21 protein-coding genes and 3 rRNA genes are annotated in these 26,789 nt (G+C 60.4%); 19 read left to right on the forward strand and 5 right to left on the reverse strand.

Annotation, left to right across the window (positions count from 1 at the left end):
- Together gluQRS and dksA are read right to left on the reverse strand one after the other, a co-directional pair.
- Positions 1 to 836, reverse strand: an 836-nt coding sequence (gluQRS, locus tag ACK1U9_RS06155; RefSeq protein ID WP_449109772.1) for a tRNA glutamyl-Q(34) synthetase GluQRS, incomplete at its 3' end; no start/stop codon positions are given.
- A 64-nt stretch (positions 837 to 900) separates the two neighbouring features.
- Positions 901 to 1,344 carry an RNA polymerase-binding protein DksA gene (gene dksA / locus ACK1U9_RS06160; protein ID WP_046613112.1) on the reverse strand — a complete coding sequence of 148 codons (444 nt, stop codon included), beginning with the start codon at positions 1,342 to 1,344 and terminating at the stop codon, positions 901 to 903.
- Between the two features lie 210 nt (positions 1,345 to 1,554).
- On the opposite strand from dksA, the gene ACK1U9_RS06165 reads away from it, so the two are divergent.
- Together ACK1U9_RS06165 and sfsA are read left to right on the forward strand one after the other, a co-directional pair.
- Positions 1,555 to 2,727 (forward strand): pyridoxal phosphate-dependent aminotransferase, encoded by a 1,173-nt coding sequence (locus tag ACK1U9_RS06165; RefSeq protein ID WP_108480739.1) that lies wholly within the window; start codon positions 1,555 to 1,557, stop codon positions 2,725 to 2,727.
- Positions 2,727 to 3,443 carry a DNA/RNA nuclease SfsA gene (gene sfsA, locus ACK1U9_RS06170; RefSeq protein ID WP_085599564.1) on the forward strand — a complete coding sequence of 239 codons (717 nt, stop codon included), beginning with the start codon at positions 2,727 to 2,729 and terminating at the stop codon, positions 3,441 to 3,443. Before ACK1U9_RS06165 ends, sfsA begins: the two co-directional genes overlap by 1 nt.
- On the opposite strand, the gene ACK1U9_RS06175 is transcribed toward sfsA, so the two are convergent.
- A complete protein-coding gene (locus tag ACK1U9_RS06175) occupies positions 3,433 to 3,750 on the reverse strand; it encodes a Rieske (2Fe-2S) protein (protein ID WP_046613109.1) in 318 nt (105 codons plus the stop codon). The two genes, sfsA and ACK1U9_RS06175, sit on opposite strands and share 11 nt — an antisense overlap.
- Before the next feature lie 148 nt (positions 3,751 to 3,898).
- Here ACK1U9_RS06175 and ACK1U9_RS06180 point away from each other — a divergent pair, with 148 nt between their 5' ends.
- Genes ACK1U9_RS06180 through ACK1U9_RS06195 form a run of 4 tightly spaced genes read left to right on the forward strand, consistent with a single transcriptional unit; the run spans position 3,899 to position 7,519 of the window.
- Entirely contained in the window at positions 3,899 to 4,783 is an 885-nt protein-coding gene (locus ACK1U9_RS06180; RefSeq protein ID WP_108480740.1) for a heme/hemin ABC transporter substrate-binding protein, read from the forward strand.
- The gene (locus ACK1U9_RS06185; RefSeq protein ID WP_108480741.1) at positions 4,780 to 5,817 is read left to right on the forward strand and encodes a FecCD family ABC transporter permease; all 1,038 of its coding nucleotides are present in this window, start codon (positions 4,780 to 4,782) and stop codon (positions 5,815 to 5,817) included. The genes ACK1U9_RS06180 and ACK1U9_RS06185 overlap by 4 nt, the downstream gene beginning before the upstream one ends.
- Positions 5,817 to 6,584, forward strand: a complete 768-nt coding sequence (locus ACK1U9_RS06190) for a heme ABC transporter ATP-binding protein (RefSeq protein WP_108480742.1) — start codon at positions 5,817 to 5,819, stop codon at positions 6,582 to 6,584. Before ACK1U9_RS06185 ends, ACK1U9_RS06190 begins: the two co-directional genes overlap by 1 nt.
- A gap of 53 nt (positions 6,585 to 6,637) precedes the next feature.
- On the forward strand, positions 6,638 to 7,519 hold the full coding sequence (locus tag ACK1U9_RS06195) for a ChaN family lipoprotein (RefSeq protein ID WP_046613105.1): 882 nt from the start codon (positions 6,638 to 6,640) through the stop codon (positions 7,517 to 7,519).
- Positions 7,520 to 7,696: 177 nt separating this feature from the next.
- Here ACK1U9_RS06195 and ACK1U9_RS06200 read toward each other — a convergent pair whose 3' ends face one another.
- Positions 7,697 to 7,975, reverse strand: a complete 279-nt coding sequence (locus ACK1U9_RS06200) for a TfoX/Sxy family protein (protein ID WP_013974260.1) — start codon at positions 7,973 to 7,975, stop codon at positions 7,697 to 7,699.
- A gap of 244 nt (positions 7,976 to 8,219) precedes the next feature.
- The gene (locus ACK1U9_RS06205; protein ID WP_046613104.1) at positions 8,220 to 9,782 is read right to left on the reverse strand and encodes a bifunctional aminoglycoside phosphotransferase/ATP-binding protein; all 1,563 of its coding nucleotides are present in this window, start codon (positions 9,780 to 9,782) and stop codon (positions 8,220 to 8,222) included.
- Between the two features lie 116 nt (positions 9,783 to 9,898).
- Between ACK1U9_RS06205 and mrcB the strand changes: the two genes are divergently transcribed.
- The 13 genes from mrcB to ACK1U9_RS06270 form a co-directional block, all read left to right on the forward strand.
- Positions 9,899 to 12,220, forward strand: a complete 2,322-nt coding sequence (gene mrcB / locus ACK1U9_RS06210) for a penicillin-binding protein 1B (protein WP_023661650.1) — start codon at positions 9,899 to 9,901, stop codon at positions 12,218 to 12,220.
- Between the two features lie 15 nt (positions 12,221 to 12,235).
- Positions 12,236 to 13,039, forward strand: coding sequence for a tetratricopeptide repeat protein (locus tag ACK1U9_RS06215; RefSeq protein WP_046613103.1), 804 nt, complete (start codon positions 12,236 to 12,238; stop codon positions 13,037 to 13,039).
- Positions 13,039 to 13,371: a YqcC family protein gene (locus ACK1U9_RS06220; RefSeq protein WP_031324603.1), complete on the forward strand. Its 333-nt coding sequence runs from the start codon at positions 13,039 to 13,041 to the stop codon at positions 13,369 to 13,371. The genes ACK1U9_RS06215 and ACK1U9_RS06220 overlap by 1 nt, the downstream gene beginning before the upstream one ends.
- Positions 13,372 to 13,779: 408 nt before the next feature.
- Positions 13,780 to 15,504: an acetolactate synthase 3 large subunit gene (locus ACK1U9_RS06225; RefSeq protein ID WP_085599854.1), complete on the forward strand. Its 1,725-nt coding sequence runs from the start codon at positions 13,780 to 13,782 to the stop codon at positions 15,502 to 15,504.
- A gap of 1 nt (position 15,505) precedes the next feature.
- Entirely contained in the window at positions 15,506 to 15,997 is a 492-nt protein-coding gene (gene ilvN / locus ACK1U9_RS06230; protein ID WP_003250040.1) for an acetolactate synthase small subunit, read from the forward strand.
- 57 nt (positions 15,998 to 16,054) lie between these two features.
- Positions 16,055 to 17,071, forward strand: coding sequence for a ketol-acid reductoisomerase (ilvC, locus tag ACK1U9_RS06235; protein WP_013974255.1), 1,017 nt, complete (start codon positions 16,055 to 16,057; stop codon positions 17,069 to 17,071).
- Between the two features lie 150 nt (positions 17,072 to 17,221).
- Complete coding sequence (gene pssA / locus ACK1U9_RS06240; protein WP_003250045.1) at positions 17,222 to 18,073, forward strand: CDP-diacylglycerol--serine O-phosphatidyltransferase; 852 nt, start codon at positions 17,222 to 17,224, stop codon at positions 18,071 to 18,073.
- Between the two features lie 79 nt (positions 18,074 to 18,152).
- Positions 18,153 to 19,166, forward strand: coding sequence for a protein-methionine-sulfoxide reductase catalytic subunit MsrP (msrP, locus tag ACK1U9_RS06245; protein WP_046613102.1), 1,014 nt, complete (start codon positions 18,153 to 18,155; stop codon positions 19,164 to 19,166).
- Positions 19,166 to 19,762 (forward strand): protein-methionine-sulfoxide reductase heme-binding subunit MsrQ, encoded by a 597-nt coding sequence (msrQ, locus tag ACK1U9_RS06250; RefSeq protein WP_046613101.1) that lies wholly within the window; start codon positions 19,166 to 19,168, stop codon positions 19,760 to 19,762. Before msrP ends, msrQ begins: the two co-directional genes overlap by 1 nt.
- Positions 19,763 to 20,362: 600 nt before the next feature.
- Positions 20,363 to 21,899, forward strand: a 16S ribosomal RNA gene (locus tag ACK1U9_RS06255).
- A 174-nt stretch (positions 21,900 to 22,073) separates the two neighbouring features.
- A 23S ribosomal RNA gene (locus ACK1U9_RS06260) occupies positions 22,074 to 24,965 on the forward strand.
- Positions 24,966 to 25,179: 214 nt separating this feature from the next.
- Positions 25,180 to 25,295, forward strand: a 5S ribosomal RNA gene (gene rrf, locus ACK1U9_RS06265).
- The 16S, 23S and 5S rRNA genes sit together here, the layout of an rRNA operon.
- A gap of 348 nt (positions 25,296 to 25,643) precedes the next feature.
- The coding region (locus tag ACK1U9_RS06270; RefSeq protein ID WP_449109773.1) for an acetolactate synthase large subunit at positions 25,644 to 26,789 on the forward strand (1,146 nt) is incomplete at its 3' end.

Consider the following 26,789-nt stretch of genomic DNA (forward strand, 5'->3'; position numbering starts at 1 on the left):
CGCCACTGCTTGCGCGCCATCGCCAGCACTTCGGCTGGCGTTGCCAGCAACAACTCGGGGTCTGCTTCCTGCCCCAGCGCCCGCAGCGCCCGCAGCAACAGCGGTGTCGCCTGGTCCGCCTGCAGCGGCGGCGAGCGGTACGATTTGCCCAGCTTGTGCCCGTCCGGCTGCACGATCAGCGGAATATGCAGGTAACGCGGCTGCGAGAAGCCCAGCAACTCTTGCAGGTAGAGCTGGCGCGGGGTGTTGTCGAGCAGGTCGGCGCCACGCACGATGTCGGTAACACCTTGCCAGGCATCGTCCAGTACCACCGCCAGCTGATAGGCATACAGCCCGTCGCGGCGCTGGATGACGAAATCGCCCACTTCACGCCCCAGGTGCTGCTGGAACTCGCCCTGCACCCGGTCGGTAAAACGGTAGAGCAGCTCTGGCACGCGCAGGCGGATCGCTGCGCCTTCACGAGCATGCCCGGCATTGCGGCAAAGGCCTGGGTAGATACCGTTGTAACCTTCGAGCTGCTTGCGCGAGCAGGTGCAGGCGTAGGCCAGGCCCATGTTGAACAGGCGGTCGACGACCGCGGCATAGGCATCGTGCCGCTGGCTCTGGAACACCACTTCGCCATCCCACTCCAGGCCGTAGCGTTCCAGGGTCTGCAGGATCGCATCGCGGGCACCGGGCATTTCCCGAGGCGGGTCGGTGTCTTCCATGCGCAGCAGCCAGCGGCCGTTCACGGCGCGGGCATCGAGCCAGGAGGCGAGGGCGGCGACCAGCGAGCCGAAGTGCAGGAAGCCGCTGGGGGTGGGGGCGAAACGCCCGATGTAGCTTGATTCGGTCATGGTCAGGCTGGGTATATAAATGAAACGGGGCGCATGATGCGCCCCGTTCAGGTGGAAAGAAAGATCAGCCTTTGCCGACCGTCTTTTCCTTTTTCTCTGCGATTTCCTTGCAGTCGAAGCACAGGTCGGCGGTAGGGCGGGCCTCCAGGCGACGCAGGCCGATCTCGATGCCGCACGATTCGCACCAGCCGTACTCATCGGCCTTGATCTTCTCGAGGGTCTTGTCGATTTTCTTGATCAGCTTGCGTTCGCGATCGCGGTTGCGCAGCTCGAGGGCGAATTCTTCTTCCTGGCTGGCACGGTCGGCCGGGTCGGGGAAGTTGGCTGCTTCGTCCTTCATGTGATCCACAGTGCGGTCGACACTTTCCATCAAGTCTCGCTTCCAGGCGCCGAGAAGCTTGGTGAAGTGCTGTTTCATGGGCTCGCCCATGTACTCTTCACCCTTGGTTTCTACGTAGGGCTCGACACCGTACATGGTCTGGGCTTTTTGCTTTTCTACGGTGGACATGAATAGACCGCCTCTCACTCATCTGATCCAATGCGCAGGCTGCTCCATCTCCGGCACCCGCCGGCCCTGCGACTGCGAGCCGCCGAACTTACCAGATAGATCGGGGGTGCGCTACCCCGCCCGATCCTGGTAATTGACAACGGCGCGAACCGCACGTTCGGTGGCGTGCAGAGGTAGAATCTCCAGTTTAGACCCAATTGAGAGAAGGTCATGGCCCACCCCTACAGCGCGCGCAGCCGCGCCATCGAACCCTTCCACGTCATGGCGCTGCTGGCTCGGGCCAACGAGCTGCAGGCGGCCGGGCACGATGTGATCCACCTGGAAATCGGCGAGCCGGACTTCACCACAGCCGCGCCCATCGTTGCCGCCGGTCAGGCCGCATTGGCCGCCGGGCACACCCGCTACACCGCCGCTCGCGGGCTGCCGGCGCTGCGCGAAGCCATTGCCGGTTTCTACGGCCAGCGTTATGGCCTGATTGTCGACCCTGAACGCATCCTCATCACCCCGGGTGGCTCCGGTGCGCTGCTGCTGGCCAGCAGCTTGCTGGTCGACCCAGGCAAGCACTGGCTGCTGGCCGACCCGGGCTACCCGTGCAACCGCCACTTCCTGCGCCTGGTCGAGGGCGGGGCGCAGCTGGTGCCGGTGGGCCCGGATGTGAATTATCAACTGACCGCCGGCCTTGTCGACCGCTACTGGGACAAGGACACGGTCGGTGCCCTGGTCGCCTCGCCGGCCAACCCGACCGGCACTGTGCTGGGGCGTGACGAGCTGGCCAGCCTGTCCCGCGCCACCCGCGAACGGCATGGCCACCTGGTGGTAGACGAGATTTACCACGGGCTGACCTATGGCATGGACGCACCCAGCGTGCTGGAAGTGGACGACTCGGCATTTGTCCTGAATAGTTTTTCCAAGTATTTCGGCATGACCGGTTGGCGCCTTGGCTGGCTGGTGGCGCCTCCTGGCGCGGTGGCCGACCTGGAAAAGCTGGCACAAAACCTGTACATCAGTGCGCCAAGCATGGCCCAACATGCCGCGCTGGCGTGTTTCCAGCCCGAATCCCTGGCCATTTTCGAGGAGCGCCGCGCCGAGTTCGCCCGTCGCCGCGACTACCTGTTGCCCGCCCTGCGCGAACTGGGCTTCCGCATTGCCGTCGAGCCGCAAGGGGCTTTCTACCTTTATGCCGACATCAGTGCCTTTGGCGGTGACGCGTTCGCCTTCTGCCGGCACTTCCTGGAAACGGAGCACCTGGCCTTCACCCCGGGCCTGGACTTCGGCCGACACCTGGCCGGCCACCACGTGCGCTTTGCCTACACCCAGAGCCTGCCACGCCTGGAAGAGGCGGTGCAGCGGATTGCCCGCGGCCTGCGGAGCTGGCAAGGCTGATGCAGTACCATCCCCCACTCGAACAGGGCCGCCTGCTGCGCCGCTACAAACGCTTTCTGGCGGATATCGAACTGCCCGGCGGCGAACAACTGACCATCCACTGCCCCAACACCGGCTCCATGCTCAACTGCATGCGTGAAGGCGGGCAGGTGTGGTTCAGCCGCTCCAACGACCCCAAGCGCAAGCTCCCGGGCACGTGGGAAATCAGCGAAACCCCGCAAGGGCGGCTGGCCTGTGTGAATACCGGGCGGGCCAATACACTGGTCGAAGAGGCTCTACATGCCGGCATCATCGTCGAACTTGCAGGCTTCAGTGCTTTAAGGCGTGAAGTGGCCTACGGCGACGAAGGTAGCCGCATCGACTTTCGCCTGGAGTTCGATGGTGCCCCGGCCTATGTCGAGGTCAAGAGCGTGACGCTGGGCTACCCAGACAGCACGGTCGCGGCCTTCCCTGATGCAGTTACCCAGCGCGGTGCCAAGCACCTGCGCGAGCTGGCGAAGCTGGCCAGGCAAGGCGTGCGGGCGGTGCAGCTGTATTGCGTGAACCTGACCGGTATCGACGCGGTGCGCCCGGCCGAGGAAATCGATGCGGCCTATGCCCAAGCCCTGCGCGCAGCGGTGGCGGAGGGGGTGGAGGTGCTGGCCTACGGCACGCGCCTGGACGCCGCTGAAGGCATCGTCATCGACCGTCGCCTGCCGGTGCTGCTTACCCCTTGAACCAGATGCCCTGGCTGTCCTCGTGGCAGCCCAGGGCCTGCAGCTGCTCGCCCTCGCACGGCCCGGCCACGCATTCGCCGCTTTCGATCAGGAACAGCGCCCCATGATGGGCGCAGTGGATCAGGCTGGCGCCGTCATCGAGAAACGCATCTTCTGCCCAGTTCAGGGGGATGCCGCGGTGGGGGCAACGGTTGCGGTAGAGGTACACCTGGCCTTGGCGGCGTACGCCGAACAGTTCGACGCCGTCTACGCTGAAGGCGCGGCTTTGGCCTTCGAGCAGACCGTGGGAGGTACAAAGGAAGTGCATGGCAAGGACGACTCGTGAAACAAGTGGTGGCTTGACGCTTCAATGCGAATAATTATCAAATGGCCCGCATTCGCTGCGCCCGGCTGCTTATGGTGCGCAGTTCCGTCGCCCGCCACAAGGCGCGCGGCCCGCCTGCAGAAGGAACCCGATGATGCGTCGTCTCGTCGCCTTGCTCGCCCTGTGCGCGAGCCTTGTGCTCCCCACCCAGGCCCTGGCGGCCGAGCTGCCGCAGCGTTGGGTCAGCGCTGGTGGTGCACTGAGCGAATGGATCAGTGCGCTGGGTGGTGAAGCGCGGTTGGTGGGGGTGGATACCACCAGCCAGCACCCACCATCGCTGAAGTCACTGCCCAGCGTCGGCTACCAGCGGCAGTTGTCTGCGGAAGGCATTCTCAGCCTGCGCCCGGATGTGCTGGTGGGCACCGAGGAAATGGGGCCGCCACCGGTACTGGCGCAAATCCGCAAGGCTGGCGTGCGGGTCGAACTGTTCTCCAGCAAGGCTGAACTGGCGGCAGTGGATGAAAACCTCAAGCACCTGGGGCAGTTGCTGGGGGCAGAACATCAGGCCGCGGTCTTGGCGTCGGGGTACCACCAGCAGCTCGATGCCTTGCAGGCCGAGGTCAGGCAGGCCCAGGCCGGGCAGAAGGCGCCAGGAGTATTGCTGCTGCTCGGGCATGCCGGTGCCAAGCCGCTGATCGCGGGGCAGGGCACCGCCGGTGACTGGCTGCTGAACCAGGCGGGTGGGCATAACCTGGCAGAACATCAGGGCTACAAGAATTTCTCCAGCGAAGCACTGGCGGCGCTGGACCCGGATGTGATCGTGTTTTCCGACCGGGCGCTGGCCGATGAGCGGGCCTTGCAGGCGTTGCTGAAAGAAAACCCCGCGCTGGCGGCTTCGCGCGCCGTGCGGGAGAAGCGTCTGGTATCGCTTGACCCGACGCTGCTGGTCGGCGGGCTCGGACCACGCCTGCCGGCAACACTGCAGTTGCTTGCGGCCACCTTCTATCCGGCTGCCAAGGCCAGCCTCGCCCAATGAAACAGCGGGTCCAGCCACGCACGCTGTTCGTTTGCCTGAGCCTGTCGTGCCTCCTGGCGGTGTGGTTGTCTTTGGCCCTGGGGCCGGTCAGCCTGCCGCTGTTCGATACCTTGCGTGCCGGCCTGCGCCTGCTGGGGCTGCCTATAGCTGCTGACGGCTTGCAGCAGGCCGAGATGATCCTCGGCCAGATCCGTCTGCCACGCACCTTGCTGGGGTTGGCGGTGGGCGCGGTGCTTGCGTTGTCCGGTGTAGCGATGCAGGGGCTGTTCCGTAACCCACTGGCCGACCCCGGCCTGGTAGGGGTTGCCGCCGGGGCGGCGGTGGGCGCGGCGGTGGCCATCGTGGGTGGCAGCTGGCTGGGCGGCATGCCGGATTTGCTTGCGCCTTACCTATTGTCGCTTTGTGCATTCATCGGCGGGCTGGGCGTGACTGCGCTGGTCTATCGTCTGGGCCGACGCGACGGCCAGACCAACGTCGCCACGATGCTGCTGGCAGGTGTGGCCATGACCGCGTTGGGCGGGGCTGTCGTGGGGCTGTTCTCCTACCTGGCCGACGACGCCACGCTGCGCACGCTGACCTTCTGGAACCTGGGCAGCCTCAATGGCGCCAGTTACCAGCGACTGTGGCCGTTGCTGCTGGCGGCTGCGGGCGTGGCTGTGTGGCTGCCACGCCGGGCCAAGGCGTTGAATGCCATGCTGCTGGGTGAGTCGGAGGCACGCCACCTGGGCATTGACGTGGAGCGGCTCAAGCGCGAGCTGGTGTTCTGCACGGCGCTGGGCGTAGGTGCGGCGGTGGCGGCTGCCGGGTTGATCGGTTTCATCGGCCTGGTGGTACCGCACCTGGTGCGCCTGCTGGCCGGGCCTGATCACCGTGTGGTACTGCCAGCTTCCTTGTTGGCGGGCGGTGCGCTGATGCTGTTCGCCGATTTGGCGGCGCGGCTGCTGGTGGCGCCTGCCGAGCTGCCGATCGGCATCGTCACGGCCTTTATCGGTGCACCGTTCTTCCTGTTCCTGCTGATACGAGGGCGCAGCTGATGTTGCAAGCCGAGGGGCTGTACTTGCGGCGGGGCAGCAATGAAGTGCTGCATGACATTCATCTGCAGCTGGGCCCGGGGCAGGTGGTGGGCGTGCTCGGCCCCAACGGTGCGGGCAAGAGCAGCCTGCTGGGTGTTCTGTGTGGTGAACTGGTGCCTGATCGCGGGCAGGTGACGCTAAAGGGCAGGCCGCTGGCCGACTGGGCGGGGCAGGAACGGGCCAGGCGCCTGGCGGTATTGCCGCAGGTGTCCAGCCTGGGGTTCTCGTTCCGGGTCGAGGAAGTGGTTGGCATGGGGCGCATGCCTCATGGCACCGGGCAGCGACGCGATGCGGAAATCGTCGAGGCGGCCTTGCGGACGGCGGATGCCTGGCACCTGGTGGAGCGGAGTTACCTGGCGTTGTCTGGCGGCGAGCGGCAACGGGTGCACCTGGCTCGGGTGCTGGCGCAGTTGTGGCCGGGCGAGGCGGGTACCACGCTGCTGCTCGACGAGCCGACCTCGATGCTCGACCCATTGCACCAGCACACCACCCTGGAGGCCGTGCGCCGCTTTGCCGAGCGTGGCGCCGCGGTGCTGGTGATCCTGCATGACTTGAACCTGGCGGCGCGCTACTGTGACCGTATCCTGCTGCTGGAGCACGGGCGCTGCCATGCCTTTGCCGCACCGTCAGCAGTGCTGACGCCTGCGGCTTTGAAGGCGGTATACGGGATCGATGTGCTGGTACAGACGCACCCAGAGCGTGGGCATCCGCTGATCATCACACGCTAACGCTGGTGCGCTCCTACAAGTGCTGGTGCAGACCATGAATGGAGGTACTGCCCATGCGACATCCGCTGCTGTCCGTTTTCTCGCTGTGCTTGGTGCTGGTACTGGGTGGCTGCCAGGCCAACCTGCCACCGCTGCCCGCCTGGCAGAGCAGTGAGGGGCGCAGCCATGCCGAGCTGGGGCATATCGTCGATCTCGCCAATGGCCAGCTGATCAGCCCTGAGCAACTGGTGCAGCACCTGTCTGCCGCCCCCCGGGTGCTGGTCGGCGAGAAACACGACAACCCCGATCATCACGCACTGCAGTTGTGGCTGCTGCGCGCCCTGCAAGGCCAACGTGTGCAGGGCAGCCTGCTGCTGGAAATGCTGCAGCCCGAGCAGCAACCGCTGCTGGACAAGCTCGCGGGGCAACCTTTGCCGGCAGATTTGCCCAAGGCTCTGGCTTGGCAGGACGGCTGGGATTGGCAGATGTACGGGCCAATCGTGACTGAGGCTTTGCAGCAGCGGGTGCCTTTGCTGGCCGCCAACCTATCAACCGGCGAGATGCGCCAGGCTTATCGTCAGCCGGCCTCGTTACCTGGCGAACGCTCCAATGCGCCGGCGGTCAAGGCCGCCTTGCTGGAGCATGTACGTGCTGGGCATTGCGGGATGCTGCCAGAAAGCCAGCTGCCGGCAATGCTGGCTGTGCAGCAACAGCGCGACCGGCGCATGGCCGAGCGGTTGCTGGCTGCACCGCAGCCGGCAGTGCTGCTGGCCGGGGCTTATCACGTGCGCAAGGACTTGGGTGTGCCGTTGCACCTGGCTGACTTGCAAGCGCAGGGGGAGGGCAAGGTATTGCTTCTGGCAGAGGTCGGTGAGCAGGTTGAGGCAGGCGAGGCTGATTTTGTGTGGTACACGGCAGCGACGCCGGAGCAGGACTATTGCGCGCAACTGCGGTGACAAGGCTGCAAAAGGCAAAAAAAGACCCGGCAAATTGCCGGGTCAATAACCGTGATTAGCCTGATGAGGAGATAATCTGAGAGTCCGAACCAGGGGCTCTTAGCTTATCCAACCAGTCTCGCGACCAGTTGTGATAATCATAACGATTCTCATTTCGTCGTCAATCCTTTCCTGAGATTATTTCTGATTTTTTTGCGCAGGGCTTTTCGCATCCAGCTGTTGGTTGAGCGCCTCTTTGCGCTCCAGCGGCAAATCGTTCCAGTGCATGTCCAGCAGGGCGCCTTCAATGGCATACAACAGCACCTTCGATGCGCGGAACCCTCGTGTCTTCACGGCCTGGTACGCACCTACCGCGCCCAGGCGGCGCAGATCCGATGCACTGTGGATGCCGGCTGCATGCAGCCACTGCGCAGAGGTCTTGCCAAGGTTCTTCAGATGCTGCAATTCATCGTTCATCGAGCCTCCTTGCGATGGCTGAACGGGGATTGGGGGATAAATCGCGAGCAGGTCAGAGAGGAGTGTAGCGGGGGATGGGAAATGCGCGGCCTTTTGCCATAGGGGGCGACGAGATGTCCTGTGCCGGCCTCTTCGCGGGTAAACCCGCTTCCACAAGGTTCTCTGCAAGTCTCACGACTGACGCAGTACGACTCTGTGGGAGTGGGTTTACCCGCGAAGAGGCCGGCACAGGAAAACGCTGACCTTACAGCCCAGGCAAGCGCTGGCGAATCTGCTCGATCACCTGGTCCATGCTCCCTGCACTCTGGGTATCGACACGGGTGCTCTGCACCAGCTCTTGTGCACTCAGCGGCTCACGGCTGGCCTCCTGGGCCTTGACCACTTCCAGGGTGGCATCCGACGGGTCGGTGTTTTCTGCCTGGCGCTGCTCCAGCCAGCTGGCGATGACCGCATCCGGTGCATGGCAGTCGAGGATCAGGAATGGCACGCCGGTCTGGCTGGCGATGTCCGCCGCGGCCTGGCGTTGATCGCGCTTGAGGTAGGTGGCATCCAGCACCACCGGGAAGCCGGCTCGCAGCACGGTCGCCGCCACCTCGTGCAAGCGCTGGTAGGTCGCGACACTGGCGTCCTGGCCATAGATGCCGGTACTCAGCTGGCCAGCGTCAGCCTGCTGCTGTTCGCCGAACAGGCGTTTGCGCTCCACATCCGAACGCACGCGGACGGCTCCCAAGGCCTCGACCATGCGCATGGCGACGTGGCTTTTGCCCACTGCCGAAACACCGTGAGTAATGGCCAGCAGGCGCGACGGGATGGCGCTGTAGCTTTCCGCCAGGTTGGCATAGTTGCGGTAGGTGCGCAGGGTGGTGGCGCGCTGCACGCCATCGGCATCGGCTGGCATGCTGAACAGTGCAACCTTGGCCCGCACCAGCGCGCGGTAGGCTTTGTAGAAGTTGAGCAGTTCCAGGCCTTCGTAGTCGCCGGTCAGTTCCAGGTACTGGCTGATGAAGCGGCGGGCCAGGCATTTCAGGCCGCGGTCTTCCAGGTCCATGGCCAGGAAGCCGGTGTCGGCGTACACATCGGTCAGGCGGAACGGTTCGTTGAACTCGATGCAGTCGAAGATCACCACCTTGCCGTCGATCAGGGTGGCGTTGCCCAGGTGGATGTCACCGTGGCATTCACGGATGAAACCATTGGCCTTGCGCTTTTCCAGCAGGCCATGCAGGCGCTCGAAGCTGCTGCGTGCCCAGGCCTGCAGGGCGTCGAGTTGCTGCAGGTCGGCCTTGTCGCTGAGGAACGGGCGAATCTGCTCGAAGTTCTGTTCCACAGGCGCCATCACGCTGTCCGGCGTGCCGAGCGGGTGCTCCACCGGAACGCGTGGGGCCTGCAGGTGGAACTCGGCGATCTGCCGGGCCATCTGGTCGATGTGCGCGGCATTCAGTTCGCCATTGGCCTGCAGGGTGTTGAGCATCTGCCCCTGGGGGAACTGGCGCATCTTCAGCACGTACTCGATGGCTTCGCCTTCACCACCGATCTGCGGCGCGTCGACGCTACCGGTGATCGGCAACACTTCCAGGTACAGGCCGTCGGTCAGGCGCTGGTTCAGGCGCAATTCTTCGTTACAGAAATGCCGGCGCTGGTCCAGGCCGGTGAAGTCGAGGAAGCCGAAGTTCATCGGCTTCTTGATCTTGTAGGCATACTCGCCAGTGAGCAGGACCCAGGAGATATGCGTCTCGATGAGCTGGAACCCATCCACGGGGTGAGGGTACAGGGCGGGGTTCTGCAACGCAGTGATAAGGGCTTGGCTCACGGGAAATCCTTCCGGGGGCAGGGAATTCGAATGCGCCATTATGGTCAATGGTGCCGTCCCTGCCTACCGCCGGGGGCGTCTGCCCAGCCTTTATAAAGTGCGTATAATCCGCCGCCATGACCCGAACCCGAAATCCCCGTACCCCTCAGAAACGCCCGACCGGCCGCTCCCGCGCCTGGCTGGGCTGGGCTTTGAAGCTCAGCCTGGTCGGCCTGGTGATCGTCGCCGGCTTCGCGGTTTACCTCGATGCCGTTGTCCAGGAAAAGTTTTCCGGCAAGCGCTGGACCATCCCGGCCAAGGTGTATGCCCGGCCGCTGGAGCTGTTCACCGGCCAGAAGCTGAGCAAGAACGACTTCCTCACCGAGCTGGACGCCCTCGGCTACCGGCGTGAAAGCGCGGCCAACGGCCCGGGCGCGGCGGCAGTCAACGGCAATACCGTCGAGCTCAATACCCGTGGCTTCCAGTTCTACGAGGGCATGGAGCCGGCGCAGTTCGTGCGTGTGCGCTTCTCTGGCGATTATGTGGCGGGCCTTTCCGGCGCCAACGGCAAGACGCTCGATGTAGTGCGCCTGGAGCCGCTGATGATCGGCGGCATCTACCCGAAAAACCTCGAAGACCGCATCCTGATCAAGATCGACCAGGTGCCGCCGTACCTGCTCGAAACCCTGGTGGCGACGGAAGACCGTGATTTCTACAGCCACTTCGGGGTGTCGCCCAAGTCCATCGCCCGAGCCATGTGGGTCAATACCTCGGCAGGTTCCATGCGCCAGGGTGGCAGCACGCTGACCCAGCAGTTGGTGAAGAACTTCTACCTCACCAGCGAGCGCAGCCTCAGCCGCAAGCTGACCGAGGCGATGATGGCCGTATTGCTGGAACTGCACTACGACAAGCGCGAGATCCTCGAGGCCTACCTCAACGAGGTGTTCGTCGGCCAGGATGGTCAGCGTGCGGTGCACGGCTTCGGCCTCGCCAGCCAGTTCTTCTTCAGCCAACCGCTGTCGGAGCTGAAATTGCACCAGATCGCTCTGCTGGTGGGCATGGTCAAGGGGCCCTCCTACTACAACCCGCGTCGCTATCCGGACCGCGCCCTGGCCCGCCGCAACCTGGTGCTCGACCTGGTGGCCGAGCAGGGCGTGGCCAGCCAGGCAGAAGTCGATGCAGCGAAGAAGATGCCGCTGGGCGTGACCAAGCGCGGCAGCCTGGCAGACAGCTCGTTCCCGGCCTTCCTCGACCTGGTCAAGCGTCAGCTGCGCCAGGACTACCGCGATGAAGACTTGACCGAAGAAGGCCTGCGCATCTTCACCAGCTTCGACCCGATCCTGCAGATGAAGGCCGAAACCTCGATGAGCGAGACCTTCAAGCGCCTCGCGGGGCGCAAGGGGGCGGACGAGGTTGAGTCGGCGATGGTCGTGACCAATCCGGAAACCGGTGAGGTGCAGGCGCTGATCGGCAGCCGCCAGGCCGGCTTCGCCGGCTTCAACCGCGCCATTGATGCTGTGCGGCCGATCGGTTCGCTGGTCAAGCCGGCGGTGTACCTGACCGCGCTGGAACAACCGACCAAGTACACCTTGACCAGTTGGGTGCAGGACGAGCCGTTCTCGGTCAAAGGTGCCGACGGCCAGGTCTGGCGCCCGCAGAACTACGATCGTCGCCCGCATGGCACCATCTACCTGTACCAGGGGCTGGCCAACTCCTACAACCTGTCGACTGCCAAGATCGGCCTGGAAGTGGGTGTGCCTAACGTGATCAAGACCATTGGCCGGCTGGGTGTGAATGTCGACTGGCCAGCCTTCCCGGCCATGCTGCTGGGTGCCGGTGGCATGTCGCCAATGCAGGTCGCAACCATGTACCAGACCATCGCCAACGGCGGCTTCAACACCCCGATGCGCGGTATCCGCAGCGTGCTCACCGCCGAGGGCGAGCCGCTCAAGCGCTACCCGTTCCAGATCCAGCAAACCTTCGACCCGGGGGCCATCTACCTGGTGCAGAACGCCATGCAGCGGGTGATGCGCGAAGGTACCGGCCGCTCGGTGTACAACACTTTGCCGCGCAATCTCACCCTGGCGGGCAAGACCGGTACCAGTAACGATTCGCGCGATAGCTGGTTCTCCGGCTTCAGCCAGGATCTGCTGGCCGTTGTATGGATGGGGCGTGACGATAACGGCAAGACGCCATTCACCGGTGCCACCGGTGCCTTGCAGGTGTGGACCAGCTTCATGAAGAAGGCCGACCCGCTGCCGCTGGACATGCCGCAACCGGACAACGTGGTGCAGGCCTGGATCGACCCGTACAGTGGCCACGGGTCTGATGGCAGCTGTCCGGGAGCGGTGCAGATGCCGTATATTCGCGGCAGTGAACCGCCCGCCGGCGCGACCTGTGGCGGTGAGCAGGATCCAGTTGAATCGGTCATGGACTGGGTCAAGGGCTGGATGAATTAAGCACAGGCTGCATTGATGAGGTGTGACGTGAACAAGTGGCTGTTTCCTGCCGTGACGGCGCTGGCGGTGCTCCAGGGGTGCGCCAGCGTCCCGCGTGGCAATATTCCGGTGGTCGACTCGAGCACCCGCGTGTCCAACAGCGAACGCGTGACGGCCAACCGCTCTGCGGGTGGCTATAGCGCGGGCACCGCACAGGCGCAAACGCTGCCTGAAGACTCCGGCGTCACCGTGATGATCCCGCAGGGCGCTGGCGCCTCGGGCATTCAGACATTCCCGGCGGCCAATGGCGCAGCGCCGATCAGCACCTCCCCGATCACTCCGGGGCCGATCACCACAGGGCCTGTCACTTCGGCACCGATGACCACCAACCCCAACCCGATCGCCGACGAACCTTTCGATATCGCGGCGATGAACAGTGCCCCGCAAACCACCAGCGCACCAACTGGTATACCGCGTAGCAGCGCAGCTGCAGGTGGCTTGTCGGCCGACGAGCAGCTGGACGGCCCGGTGCTGGCGCTGCTGACCACCGCGAAAACCCAGCAGGGCAGTGGTGACTTCAACGGTGCCGCCTCGAGCCTGGAGCGTGCCCAGCGCATTGCCCCGCGCGAGCCGCAGGTGCTTTACCGCCTGGCCCAGGTGCGTCTTTCGCAAGGCGATGCACCGCAGGCCGAGCAGTTGGCACGTCGTGCCCTGACTTACGCCAACGGCCGCCCGAGCCTTCAGGCCGAGCTGTGGAACACCATTGCCCAGGCCCGCGAAAAGCAGGGTGACAGCGCTGGTGCAGCACTGGCCCGGCAAAAGGCACGGGTCAATTCGTGATGATCGAGCAGCGCATTCTGGATGTTGCCGACCACCTGCTGTTGATCGAGCGTGAGCTGCAAGTGCAAGGCTGGTGGGATGACGAGCCGCCAAGCGACGAGGCACTGGCCAGTACGGTGCCTTTTGCAGTCGACACCCTCAGTTTCGAGCAGTGGTTGCAATGGATCTTCCTGCCGCGCATGAAGATCATCATCGAGCTGGGCCACCCGCTGCCCAATGCATCAGGCATCCTTGTAATGGCCGAAACCGTGTTTACCGACCGGCCAGAACAAAGTCGTGAGCTACGGCGCCTGTTGGCAGCATTTGACCAATTGATTGCTCCTTCCGCCTGATTTCTTCAGTTTTTCCTTCAAGGGCCGCAGATTTTGGCCCTTTTTTGTAGAAATGTTATTTATTCTGCTGCTGAAGCGATTTTTAGTGGTGGCAGGAATTCATCTTGGGGAAAAATTGGCAATAATTTTTCTTGACTTGTTGGCGCCGAATCAGAAGAATCCAATCTCCGCTGTAGAGGGACTGCCAGAAGCAGACCCGCTAAGCAGATCATGAGGCGCACACCCGCGCCGACCTGTTACACCCCGCAACGCGTTACCTCGCGCTGGGTGGGAAAACCCCGCAACACTCTGGGGTGCTCCCAATACTTGCTCAGTCAGTGCTGACGTTCGCTCATGCTCTGCTTGGCAGTAAACCTATTAAGACCCGTCCAGTGAGGGCGGTATTCTGGCGTTTTAGAGGTGAACAACGTGGAGCTTTTATCTGGCGCTGAGATGGTCGTCCGCTTCTTGCGTGACGAAGGCGTTAAGCACATCTACGGGTACCCTGGTGGTGCTCTCCTGCATGTTTACGACGCGCTGTTCAAGGAACCGGAAGTCGAGCACATCCTGGTTCGTCATGAGCAGGCAGCTACCCATATGGCGGACGGCTACGCCCGCGCCACCGGCAAGGCCGGCGTGGTGCTGGTGACCTCCGGCCCGGGCGCGACCAATGCCATTACCGGTATTGCCACCGCCTACATGGATTCGATTCCGATGGTCATCCTGTCCGGCCAGGTGCCTAGCACCATGGTGGGCACCGATGCCTTCCAGGAAACCGACATGATCGGTATTTCGCGGCCGATCGTGAAGCACAGCTTCATGATCAAACATGCCAGTGAAATCCCCGAAGTTCTGAAAAAAGCATTCTACCTGGCGCAATCCGGTCGCCCAGGTCCGGTCGTGGTCGACATTCCAAAAGATATGACCAACCCGGCCGAGAAGTTCGAATACGTCTACCCGAAAAAGGTCAAGCTGCGCTCCTACAGCCCGGCGGTACGCGGCCACTCCGGCCAGATCCGCAAGGCTGCCGAGATGCTGCTGGCGGCCAAGCGCCCGATCGTCTACTCCGGTGGCGGCGTGATCCTCGGTGGTGGCTCCGAAGCCCTGACCGAAATCGCCAAGTCGCTGAACCTGCCGGTCACCAATACCCTGATGGGGCTGGGGGGCTTCCCGGGTACCGACCGCCAGTTCCTCGGCATGCTCGGTATGCACGGCAGCTTCACTGCCAACATGGCCATGCACCATGCCGACGTCATCTTCGCCGTCGGTGCCCGTTTTGACGATCGCGTGGTCAACGGCCCGGCCAAGTTCTGCCCGAACGCCAAGATCATCCATATCGACATCGACCCGGCGTCGATCTCCAAGATGATCAAGGCCGACGTACCGATCGTCGGGCCTGTCGACAGCGTGCTCAGCGAAATGCTTGGCATCCTCAAGGAAATCGGCGAGCAGCCTGACAAGGCGTCGCTGGACGCCTGGTGGAAGCAGATCGACGAATGGCGCGGCAATGGCGAGCTGTTCCCGTACGACAAGGGCGACGGCAATGTCATCAAGCCGCAGAAAGTCATCGAGACCCTGTGCGAAGTGACCAACGGCGATGCATTCGTCACCTCCGACGTGGGCCAGCACCAGATGTTCGCGGCGCAGTACTACCGCTTCAACAAGCCGAACCGCTGGATCAACTCCGGTGGCTTGGGCACCATGGGCTTCGGCTTCCCGGCGGCGATGGGCGTCAAGCTCAACTTCCCGGACCAGGACGTGGCCTGCGTGACCGGCGAAGGCAGCATCCAGATGAACATCCAGGAGCTGTCCACCTGCATGCAGTACGGCCTGCCGGTGAAGATCGTCAACCTGAACAACGGTGTGTTGGGCATGGTCCGCCAGTGGCAGGACATGGCCTACAACGGTCGTCACTCGCACTCGTACGTCGAGTCGCTGCCTGACTTCATCAAGCTGGCCGAGGCCTATGGCCATGTGGGTATCCGCATCACCAGCCTGAAGGACCTCAAGCCGAAGCTGGAAGAAGCGTTTGCGATGAAGGACCGCCTGGTGTTCATCGACATCGCGGTTGACCGCAGTGAGCACGTCTATCCGATGCAGATCAAGGATGGCTCGATGCGTGACATGTGGCTGAGCAAGACGGAGCGTACCTGATATGCGGCACATCATTTCCCTGCTGCTGGAAAACGAACCAGGTGCGTTGTCCCGCGTGGTCGGCCTGTTCTCCCAGCGTAACTACAACATTGAAAGCCTGACCGTGGCGCCGACCGAAGACCCGACCCTGTCGCGTCTGACGCTGACCACCGTTGGCCATGACGAAGTGATCGAACAGATCACCAAGAACCTGAACAAGCTGGTCGAAGTGGTCAAGCTCGTCGACCTGTCGGAAAGCGCTCACATCGAGCGTGAACTGATGCTGGTCAAGGTCAAGGCCACCGGTGCCCAGCGCGCCGAGATCAAGCGCACCACGGATATCTTCCGTGGCCAGATCGTCGATGTGACTGCCAGCGTGTACACCGTGCAGCTGAGCGGCACCAGCGACAAACTGGACAGCTTCATCCAGGCGATCGGCACTGCATCGATTCTCGAAACCGTGCGCAGCGGCGTTACCGGCATTGCCCGTGGCGACAAAGTGCTCAGCATCTAAATTCAAAAAAATTAGCGATGGCTCCGCAGGGGCCGAGATATAACCAGGGGTATTTTCATGAAAGTTTTCTACGATAAAGACTGCGACCTTTCCATCATCCAGGGTAAGAAAGTCGCCATCATCGGTTACGGTTCCCAGGGCCACGCTCAGGCGTGCAACCTGAAGGACTCCGGTGTAGATGTCACCATCGGTCTGCGTAAAGGTTCGGCCACCGTTGCCAAGGCAGAAGCCCATGGCCTGAAAGTGACCGACGTTGCCTCTGCCGTCGCTGCTGCCGACCTGGTCATGATCCTGACCCCGGACGAGTTCCAAGGCCAACTGTACAAGCAGGAAATCGAGCCGAACATCAAGAAGGGCGCTACCCTGGCCTTCTCCCACGGCTTCTCGATCCACTACAACCAGGTTGTTCCACGTGCCGACCTCGACGTGATCATGATCGCGCCGAAGGCCCCGGGCCACACCGTTCGCTCCGAGTTCGTCAAGGGCGGCGGTATCCCTGACCTGATCGCCATTTACCAGGATGCCTCCGGCAACGCCAAGAATGTTGCCCTGTCGTACGCTTCGGGCGTAGGCGGCGGCCGTACCGGCATCATCGAAACCACCTTCAAGGACGAGACCGAAACCGACCTGTTCGGTGAGCAGGCTGTTCTGTGCGGCGGTACCGTAGAGCTGGTCAAGGCCGGTTTCGAAACCCTGGTCGAAGCTGGCTACGCGCCGGAAATGGCCTACTTCGAGTGCCTGCACGAACTGAAGCTGATCGTTGACCTCATGTACGAAGGCGGCATCGCCAACATGAACTACTCGATCTCCAACAACGCCGAGTACGGTGAGTATGTAACCGGTCCGGAAGTCATCAACGAAGAATCCCGCAAGGCCATGCGCAACGCCCTGAAGCGCATCCAGGACGGCGAGTACGCGAAGATGTTCATCTCCGAAGGTGCTACCAACTATCCATCGATGACTGCCAAGCGTCGCAACAACGCCGCTCACGGCATCGAAATCATCGGTGAGCAACTGCGCTCGATGATGCCGTGGATCTCGGCTAACAAAATCGTCGACAAGACCAAGAACTAAGTCTTGTCGAAAGATGAAAAACGCGGCTTCGGCCGCGTTTTTTCGTTCTGACAGTCCGCTTCTGGTATAAAGCAGACCAGTGGCCTGCCGTCAGAACCTGTTTTGCAGGCCCGTGTCGAACATTTTCCATCCTGTTGCAAGGTACCCTCCATGAGCGAACGTCCCGAAGAGCCGAACAAGCCCTCCGACGCCGAAAGCCTGCTACCTGTCGATGAGCACGTTGAAGAAGGGCATGACGCCGAAGGGCGCAAGGTGCGCCATCGTGGCATCTACCTGCTGCCCAACCTGTTTACCACCGCCAACCTGTTTGCCGGTTTCTATTCCATCATCAGCTCGATGAGCGCACAGAGCGCACTGAGCGCCGGTGACCCGCGCGAGGCGAGCAAGTACTTTGCCTTCGCTGCCATCGCCATCTTCGTGGCCATGGTGCTCGACGGCCTCGATGGTCGTGTCGCGCGCATGACCAACACCCAGAGCGCCTTTGGTGCCGAGTACGACTCGCTGTCAGACATGGTCGCCTTCGGTGTGGCTCCGGCCTTGCTGGCCTTTGGCTGGGCGCTGGGCGACATGGGCAAGGTCGGCTGGATGGTCGCCTTCATCTATGTGGCCGGTGCAGCACTGCGTCTGGCACGCTTCAATACCCAGGTCGGCACCGCTGACAAGCGCTACTTCATCGGCCTGGCCAGCCCAGCTGCCGCGGGCGTGGTCGCGGGTACCGTGTGGGCGTTCAGTGACTACGGCATCCAGGGCTCCAAGCTGTCGTTCCTGGTGGCGCTGCTGGTGGCTGCTGCCGGCATGCTGATGGTCAGCAACATCAAGTACAACAGCTTCAAGGAGCTGGACCTCAAGGGTCGTGTGCCGTTCGTGGCTATCCTGGCCGTGGTGCTTGTGTTTGCCGTGGTGTTCAGCGACCCGCCGCGTATCCTGCTGCTGATCTTCCTCGCCTATGCGGCTTCGGGGCCGATCCAGTTCCTGCTCAAGGCACGCCGTCGCAAAGCGTGACAATCATTTAATGCAGGAATAACCCGCCGGCTCCATAGTCTTACTGGTACATCCGTTATCCAGTGCTGTGGAGCCGCTCATGCTCATCAAGCTTTCCAGGTCTTCCGAGTGCAAGGCATCGGAGATCACCCCCGAAGGCATCTACCTCTCCCGTCGTACCCTGCTGGGTGGCTCGTTGGCCGGCCTGGCGCTGGGCGCCTTGCCGAGCATGGCGCGCGCAGCTGAAACCAGCCGTTACGCCGATGTCGAAGCTGGCAGGGCGCCTGGCTGGTTCAGTGAAAAACTCGCGGCCACCCGATGGCAGGCAGTAACGGTCCAGGGTGAGACAATCACGCCGTTCAAGGATGCCACCCACTACAACAACTTCTACGAGTTCGGGCCCGACAAGGGCGACCCGGCGGCCAAGGGCGATAGCCTGAAAACCGAACCGTGGAGCGTTGTGGTCGATGGCGAGGTGGGTAAGCCCGGGCGCTATGCACTGGAAGACTTCGTCAAACCGTACCAGCTTGAGGAGCGCATCTACCGGCTGCGTTGCGTGGAGGCGTGGTCGATGGTCATTCCGTGGCTGGGCTTCCCGTTGGCGCAGTTGCTCAAGCAGGTAGAGCCGACGTCCAAGGCGCGCTATGTGCGCTTCGAAACCCTGAAAGACCCGGAGCACATGCCGGGGCAGCGTTCGGGGTTCGCCCTGATCGACTGGCCTTATAGGGAAGGCTTGCGTCTGGATGAGGCGATGCATCCTTTGGCGATCCTGGCGGTTGGCATGTATGGCCGGGAGCTGCCCAACCAGAATGGCGCGCCGTTGCGGCTGGTGGTGCCGTGGAAGTATGGTTTCAAGAGCATCAAGTCGATCGTGCGTATCAGCCTGGTGACGGAGCAACCCGGCACCACCTGGGAAGGGCTGGCGCCGGATGAATATGGGTTCTATGCCAATGTGAACCCGACGGTCGACCACCCCCGTTGGAGTCAGGCGCGTGAGCGGCGGCTGCCCAGCGGGCTGTTCAGTCCCAATGTGCGAGAAACCCAGATGTTCAATGGCTATGCCGATGAAGTGGCGTCGCTGTATACCGGGCTTGATCTGCGGAAGAACTATTGATGCGTTACCCCTGGTTTCGCCTGGCCATCTTCATCGTGGGGTGCCTGTTCCCGGCCTGGTGGTTGTATGAGGCGGCGATGAATCTGCTAGGGCCTGATCCTGGAAAGATCATGATGGACCGGCTTGGGCTCGGGGCGCTGACCTTCCTGCTGGTTACCTTGGGCATGACGCCGCTGCAGAAGCTGACGGGATGGTCGGGTTGGATCGTGGTGCGCCGGCAACTGGGGTTGTGGGTGTTCGCCTATATCGTGCTGCACATCCTGGCTTACCTGTTCTTTATCCTTGGGCTGGACTGGGGGCAGTTGGCGGTGGAGTTGCGCAAGCGGCCTTACATTATTGTGGGGGCGCTTGGGTTTCTTGGGTTGCTGGCCCTGGCCGTTACCTCGAATCGGTATAGCCAGCGGCGGTTGGGGGCGCGTTGGAAGAAGCTACATCGGTTGGTGTACGTGATACTTGGGTTGGGGTTGCTGCATTTCTTGTGGATCGTGCGCTCGGATCTGCGGGAGTGGGCGATCTATGCGGGTATTGGGGCTGTGTTGATGGTGTTGCGGGTTCCTGCTGTTGCGCGGGTGCTGCCCAGAATTGGCCGGAGATAGGGGAGGGGGCAAGGGCCTGTGCGGCGCTCGATCTCACAGGCGCAGAAGGTGTTGTGGCGAGCACCTGGTAGCCTTGATAAGGTCTTCGCCTGGAACATTTCAAATAAATGAAATTAAAGGTTGACGCCCTCTCGGATCCCCTTATAATGCGCCCCACTTCCAGCGACATCGGAACGACAAACTTCTTGAAATTCAATAAGTTAGGTTGTTCGGAAAGAGCTGAAAGGGCTACGATCAAAAGGTCGCCAGCGGTTGAGATGATGGTTGACAGCGCTTCTAAACGCTGTATGATTCGCCTCCCGCTACGAGAGATCGCGGCGAGTCAAGTGTTTGAAGCTAAACGAGTTTCTCGCAAAAAACTTCAAAATAAACGCTTGACAGCAAATGAGGAGAGCGTAGAATGCGCGCCTCGGTTGAGGCGAAACGCTCTTAACCAAACGCTCTTTAACAAATCGAATCAAGCAATTCGTGTGGGTGCTTGTGAGTACGGACTGATAGTCACAAAGATTATCAGCATCACAAGTGGCCATGCGAGAAATCACATAGTCATTTGAGATTGCTGAGCCAAGTTTAGGGTTTCTTAAAAACCCAAGCAGTATTGAACTGAAGAGTTTGATCATGGCTCAGATTGAACGCTGGCGGCAGGCCTAACACATGCAAGTCGAGCGGATGACGGGAGCTTGCTCCTTGATTCAGCGGCGGACGGGTGAGTAATGCCTAGGAATCTGCCTGGTAGTGGGGGACAACGTTTCGAAAGGAACGCTAATACCGCATACGTCCTACGGGAGAAAGCAGGGGACCTTCGGGCCTTGCGCTATCAGATGAGCCTAGGTCGGATTAGCTAGTTGGTGGGGTAATGGCTCACCAAGGCGACGATCCGTAACTGGTCTGAGAGGATGATCAGTCACACTGGAACTGAGACACGGTCCAGACTCCTACGGGAGGCAGCAGTGGGGAATATTGGACAATGGGCGAAAGCCTGATCCAGCCATGCCGCGTGTGTGAAGAAGGTCTTCGGATTGTAAAGCACTTTAAGTTGGGAGGAAGGGCAGTAAGCTAATACCTTGCTGTTTTGACGTTACCGACAGAATAAGCACCGGCTAACTCTGTGCCAGCAGCCGCGGTAATACAGAGGGTGCAAGCGTTAATCGGAATTACTGGGCGTAAAGCGCGCGTAGGTGGTTCGTTAAGTTGGATGTGAAAGCCCCGGGCTCAACCTGGGAACTGCATCCAAAACTGGCGAGCTAGAGTACGGTAGAGGGTGGTGGAATTTCCTGTGTAGCGGTGAAATGCGTAGATATAGGAAGGAACACCAGTGGCGAAGGCGACCACCTGGACTGATACTGACACTGAGGTGCGAAAGCGTGGGGAGCAAACAGGATTAGATACCCTGGTAGTCCACGCCGTAAACGATGTCAACTAGCCGTTGGAATCCTTGAGATTTTAGTGGCGCAGCTAACGCATTAAGTTGACCGCCTGGGGAGTACGGCCGCAAGGTTAAAACTCAAATGAATTGACGGGGGCCCGCACAAGCGGTGGAGCATGTGGTTTAATTCGAAGCAACGCGAAGAACCTTACCAGGCCTTGACATGCAGAGAACTTTCCAGAGATGGATTGGTGCCTTCGGGAACTCTGACACAGGTGCTGCATGGCTGTCGTCAGCTCGTGTCGTGAGATGTTGGGTTAAGTCCCGTAACGAGCGCAACCCTTGTCCTTAGTTACCAGCACGTTATGGTGGGCACTCTAAGGAGACTGCCGGTGACAAACCGGAGGAAGGTGGGGATGACGTCAAGTCATCATGGCCCTTACGGCCTGGGCTACACACGTGCTACAATGGTCGGTACAGAGGGTTGCCAAGCCGCGAGGTGGAGCTAATCTCACAAAACCGATCGTAGTCCGGATCGCAGTCTGCAACTCGACTGCGTGAAGTCGGAATCGCTAGTAATCGCGAATCAGAATGTCGCGGTGAATACGTTCCCGGGCCTTGTACACACCGCCCGTCACACCATGGGAGTGGGTTGCACCAGAAGTAGCTAGTCTAACCTTCGGGAGGACGGTTACCACGGTGTGATTCATGACTGGGGTGAAGTCGTAACAAGGTAGCCGTAGGGGAACCTGCGGCTGGATCACCTCCTTAATCGACGACATCAGCCTGCTGATGAGCTCCCACACGAATTGCTTGATTCATNACCAGTTTCACTGCTGGTTAATCAGGCTAAGGTAAAATTTGTGAGTTCTGCTCGAAAGAGCAACATGCGAATTTTCGGCGAATGTCGTCTTCACAGTATAACCAGATTGCTTGGGGTTATATGGTCAAGTGAAGAAGCGCATACGGTGGATGCCTTGGCAGTCAGAGGCGATGAAAGACGTGGTAGCCTGCGATAAGCTTTGGGGAGTCGGCAAACAGACTGTGATCCAGAGATCTCTGAATGGGGGAACCCACTCAGCACAAGCTGAGTATCTTGTACTGAATACATAGGTGCAAGAGGCGAACCAGGGGAACTGAAACATCTAAGTACCCTGAGGAAAAGAAATCAACCGAGATTCCCTTAGTAGTGGCGAGCGAACGGGGACCAGCCCTTAAGTTGATTTGAGATTAGTGGAACGCTCTGGAAAGTGCGGCCATAGTGGGTGATAGCCCCGTACACGAAAATCTCTTGTCAATGAAATCGAGTAGGACGGAGCACGAGAAACTTTGTCTGAATATGGGGGGACCATCCTCCAAGGCTAAATACTACTGACTGACCGATAGTGAACCAGTACCGTGAGGGAAAGGCGAAAAGAACCCCGGAGAGGGGAGTGAAATAGAACCTGAAACCGTATGCGTACAAGCAGTGGGAGCCTACTTTGTTAGGTGACTGCGTACCTTTTGTATAATGGGTCAGCGACTTATATTCAGTGGCGAGCTTAACCGAATAGGGGAGGCGTAGCGAAAGCGAGTCTTAATAGGGCGTTTAGTCGCTGGGTATAGACCCGAAACCGGGCGATCTATCCATGGGCAGGTTGAAGGTTAGGTAACACTGACTGGAGGACCGAACCGACTACCGTTGAAAAGTTAGCGGATGACCTGTGGATCGGAGTGAAAGGCTAATCAAGCTCGGAGATAGCTGGTTCTCCTCGAAAGCTATTTAGGTAGCGCCTCATGTATCACTCCAGGGGGTAGAGCACTGTTTCGGCTAGGGGGTCATCCCGACTTACCAAACCGATGCAAACTCCGAATACCTGGAAGTGCCGAGCATGGGAGACACACGGCGGGTGCTAACGTCCGTCGTGAAAAGGGAAACAACCCAGACCGTCAGCTAAGGTCCCAAAGTCATGGTTAAGTGGGAAACGATGTGGGAAGGCTTAGACAGCTAGGAGGTTGGCTTAGAAGCAGCCACCCTTTAAAGAAAGCGTAATAGCTCACTAGTCGAGTCGGCCTGCGCGGAAGATGTAACGGGGCTCAAACCATGCACCGAAGCTACGGGTGTCATCTTTGATGACGCGGTAGAGGAGCGTTCTGTAAGCCTGTGAAGGTGAGTTGAGAAGCTTGCTGGAGGTATCAGAAGTGCGAATGCTGACATGAGTAACGACAATGCGAGTGAAAAACTCGCACGCCGAAAGACCAAGGTTTCCTGCGCAACGTTAATCGACGCAGGGTTAGTCGGTCCCTAAGGCGAGGCTGAAAAGCGTAGTCGATGGAAAACAGGTTAATATTCCTGTACTTCCAGTTATTGCGATGGAGGGACGGAGAAGGTTAGGCCAGCCTGGCGTTGGTTGTCCAGGTTTAAGGTGGTAGGCTGAAATCTTAGGCAAATCCGGGATTTCAAGGCCGAGAGCTGATGACGAGTTGCCTTCAGGCGACGAAGTGGTTGATACCATGCTTCCAAGAAAAGCTCCTAAGCTTCAGATAACTGGGAACCGTACCCCAAACCGACACAGGTGGTTAGGTAGAGAATACCAAGGCGCTTGAGAGAACTCGGGTGAAGGAACTAGGCAAAATGGCACCGTAACTTCGGGAGAAGGTGCGCCGGCGAGGGTGAAGGACTTGCTCCGTAAGCCCATGCCGGTCGAAGATACCAGGCCGCTGCGACTGTTTATTAAAAACACAGCACTCTGCAAACACGAAAGTGGACGTATAGGGTGTGACGCCTGCCCGGTGCCGGAAGGTTAATTGATGGGGTTAGCGCAAGCGAAGCTCTTGATCGAAGCCCCGGTAAACGGCGGCCGTAACTATAACGGTCCTAAGGTAGCGAAATTCCTTGTCGGGTAAGTTCCGACCTGCACGAATGGCGTAACGATGGCGGCGCTGTCTCCACCCGAGACTCAGTGAAATTGAAATCGCTGTGAAGATGCAGTGTATCCGCGGCTAGACGGAAAGACCCCGTGAACCTTTACTATAGCTTTGCACTGGACTTTGAATTTGCTTGTGTAGGATAGGTGGGAGGCTTTGAAGTGGGGACGCCAGTTCTCATGGAGCCATCCTTGAAATACCACCCTGGCAACTTTGAGGTTCTAACTCAGGTCCGTTATCCGGATCGAGGACAGTGTATGGTGGGTAGTTTGACTGGGGCGGTCTCCTCCCAAAGAGTAACGGAGGAGTACGAAGGTGCGCTCAGACCGGTCGGAAATCGGTCGTAGAGTATAAAGGCAAAAGCGCGCTTGACTGCGAGACAAACACGTCGAGCAGGTACGAAAGTAGGTCTTAGTGATCCGGTGGTTCTGTATGGAAGGGCCATCGCTCAACGGATAAAAGGTACTCCGGGGATAACAGGCTGATACCGCCCAAGAGTTCATATCGACGGCGGTGTTTGGCACCTCGATGTCGGCTCATCACATCCTGGGGCTGAAGCCGGTCCCAAGGGTATGGCTGTTCGCCATTTAAAGTGGTACGCGAGCTGGGTTTAGAACGTCGTGAGACAGTTCGGTCCCTATCTGCCGTGGACGTTTGAGATTTGAGAGGGGCTGCTCCTAGTACGAGAGGACCGGAGTGGACGAACCTCTGGTGTTCCGGTTGTCACGCCAGTGGCATTGCCGGGTAGCTATGTTCGGAAGAGATAACCGCTGAAAGCATCTAAGCGGGAAACTTGCCTCAAGATGAGATCTCACTGGGATCTTGAATCCCCTGAAGGGCCGTCGAAGACTACGACGTTGATAGGTTGGGTGTGTAAGCGCTGTGAGGCGTTGAGCTAACCAATACTAATTGCCCGTGAGGCTTGACCATATAACACCCAAGCAATTTGCTAGCGCAGATTGCGGTGGTGAAGANTTGAGCTAACCAATACTAATTGCCCGTGAGGCTTGACCATATAACACCCAAGCAATTTGCTAGCGCAGATTGCGGTGGTGAAGATGATACGAACCGAAAGTTCGCAACCACAAATTCACATATCCGAATTCGCTGGGCTGTCCATCTGGACATTCTGGCAACAGAATTTCTTGACGACCATAGAGCATTGGAACCACCTGATCCCATCCCGAACTCAGCAGTGAAACGATGCATCGCCGATGGTAGTGTGGGGTTTCCCCATGTGAGAGTAGGTCATCGTCAAGATTCATTTCGCAAAACCCCTATCTGCACATGCAGGTAGGGGTTTTGTCTTTCTGGCCTACCAATCCCAGGCCTGCACCCCCCTCTGTGGGAGCGGGTTCACCCGCGAACACCGGCAAAGCCGGTGCCATCCACCGCGTCGCCCGCTTCGCGCACCAGTCCGCTCCCAGCCCGACCGCAAAATACCCAGGCTGCGACAATATTCCCGTCACATTCACGTGACTTTCCCGTATCTACCCTACGTCAAGACTTTGGTTCGGGGCACTCCTGGCCCCGTGCTGAGCGATGCCAGCGTACCGTGCTGCGCATTTCCGGACTTCCACCGTCCCATCACTTGAGGTAGCAAGCAAGATGGCCAAGGCCGCCGATGTCGTTGTGCAATGCCTGGAAAACGAAGGTGTCGAGTATGTGTTCGGCATTCCCGGTGAGGAAAACCTCGACCTGCTCGAATCCCTGCGCAAGTCGAAGATCAAGCTGGTACTGACCCGTCACGAGCAGTCCGCAGGTTTCATGGCTGCCACCTATGGCCGCCTGACCGGCAAGACCGGCGTCAGCCTGTCGACCCTCGGCCCTGGCGCCACCAACCTGGTTACCGCCAGCGCCTACGCCTACCTGGGCGGCATGCCGATGATGATGATCACCGGCCAGAAGCCTATCAAGAAGTCCAAGCAGGGCCGTTTCCAGATCATCGACGTGTGCGGCATGATGGACCCCATCACCAAGTACACCCACCAGTTCGCTTCCGCCGACAACATCCCAGCCCGTATGCGCGAAGCCTTCCGCCTGGCCGAAGAAGAGAAGCCGGGTGCGGTCCACCTGGAGCTGCCGGAAGACATCGCTGCCGAGCAGACCGAAAGCCTGCCGATTCCGCCTAGCCTGAGCCGTCGCCCGCTGGCCGAGCACAAGGCCATCGAAGCCGCCGTGGAAAAACTGCAGAAAGCCCGCAACCCGATCCTGGTGATCGGCGCCGGCGCCAACCGCAAGATGACCGCCAAGGTCCTCAAGCAACTGATCGACAAGACCGGCATCCCGTTCATCACCACCCAGATGGGCAAAGGTGTGGTCGACGAGCGTCACCCACGCTTCCTGGGCAACGCCGCACTGTCGTCGGGTGACTTTGTGCACCGCGCCGTCGAAGCCGCTGACCTGATCGTCAACATCGGCCACGACGTGATCGAAAAGCCGCCGTTCTTCATGGTCCGTGGCGGCACCGAGGTCATCCACATCAACTTCCGCTCTGCCGAAGTCGATGCCGTGTACTTCCCGCAGGTGGAAGTGATCGGCGACATCGCCAACGCCGTATGGCAGATCAGCGAAGCGCTGACCGACACCACGCACTGGGACTTCACCCGCCTGATGGCGATCCGTGAAGCCAACGAAGCGCAGATCGCCGAAGGTGCCGATGACGACCGTTTCCCGGTCTACCCGCAGCGCATGGTCGCCGACATCCGTCGCGTGCTGCCGTCCGAAGGCATCGTTGCCCTGGACAACGGCATC

The sequence above is a fragment of the Pseudomonas sp. XP1 genome, from assembly GCF_053557675.1.

Coding starts and splice junctions, on each gene's coding strand:
- dksA (WP_046613112.1), bottom strand. CDS start 1,344: ATGTCCACCGTAGAAAAGCAAAAAGCCCAGACCATGTACGGTGTCGAG.
- ACK1U9_RS06165 (WP_108480739.1), top strand. CDS start 1,555: ATGGCCCACCCCTACAGCGCGCGCAGCCGCGCCATCGAACCCTTCCAC.
- sfsA (WP_085599564.1), top strand. CDS start 2,727: ATGCAGTACCATCCCCCACTCGAACAGGGCCGCCTGCTGCGCCGCTAC.
- ACK1U9_RS06175 (WP_046613109.1), bottom strand. CDS start 3,750: ATGCACTTCCTTTGTACCTCCCACGGTCTGCTCGAAGGCCAAAGCCGC.
- ACK1U9_RS06180 (WP_108480740.1), top strand. CDS start 3,899: ATGATGCGTCGTCTCGTCGCCTTGCTCGCCCTGTGCGCGAGCCTTGTG.
- ACK1U9_RS06185 (WP_108480741.1), top strand. CDS start 4,780: ATGAAACAGCGGGTCCAGCCACGCACGCTGTTCGTTTGCCTGAGCCTG.
- ACK1U9_RS06190 (WP_108480742.1), top strand. CDS start 5,817: ATGTTGCAAGCCGAGGGGCTGTACTTGCGGCGGGGCAGCAATGAAGTG.
- ACK1U9_RS06195 (WP_046613105.1), top strand. CDS start 6,638: ATGCGACATCCGCTGCTGTCCGTTTTCTCGCTGTGCTTGGTGCTGGTA.
- ACK1U9_RS06200 (WP_013974260.1), bottom strand. CDS start 7,975: ATGAACGATGAATTGCAGCATCTGAAGAACCTTGGCAAGACCTCTGCG.
- mrcB (WP_023661650.1), top strand. CDS start 9,899: ATGACCCGAACCCGAAATCCCCGTACCCCTCAGAAACGCCCGACCGGC.
- ACK1U9_RS06215 (WP_046613103.1), top strand. CDS start 12,236: ATGAGGTGTGACGTGAACAAGTGGCTGTTTCCTGCCGTGACGGCGCTG.
- ACK1U9_RS06220 (WP_031324603.1), top strand. CDS start 13,039: ATGATCGAGCAGCGCATTCTGGATGTTGCCGACCACCTGCTGTTGATC.
- ilvN (WP_003250040.1), top strand. CDS start 15,506: ATGCGGCACATCATTTCCCTGCTGCTGGAAAACGAACCAGGTGCGTTG.
- ilvC (WP_013974255.1), top strand. CDS start 16,055: ATGAAAGTTTTCTACGATAAAGACTGCGACCTTTCCATCATCCAGGGT.
- pssA (WP_003250045.1), top strand. CDS start 17,222: ATGAGCGAACGTCCCGAAGAGCCGAACAAGCCCTCCGACGCCGAAAGC.
- msrP (WP_046613102.1), top strand. CDS start 18,153: ATGCTCATCAAGCTTTCCAGGTCTTCCGAGTGCAAGGCATCGGAGATC.
- msrQ (WP_046613101.1), top strand. CDS start 19,166: ATGCGTTACCCCTGGTTTCGCCTGGCCATCTTCATCGTGGGGTGCCTG.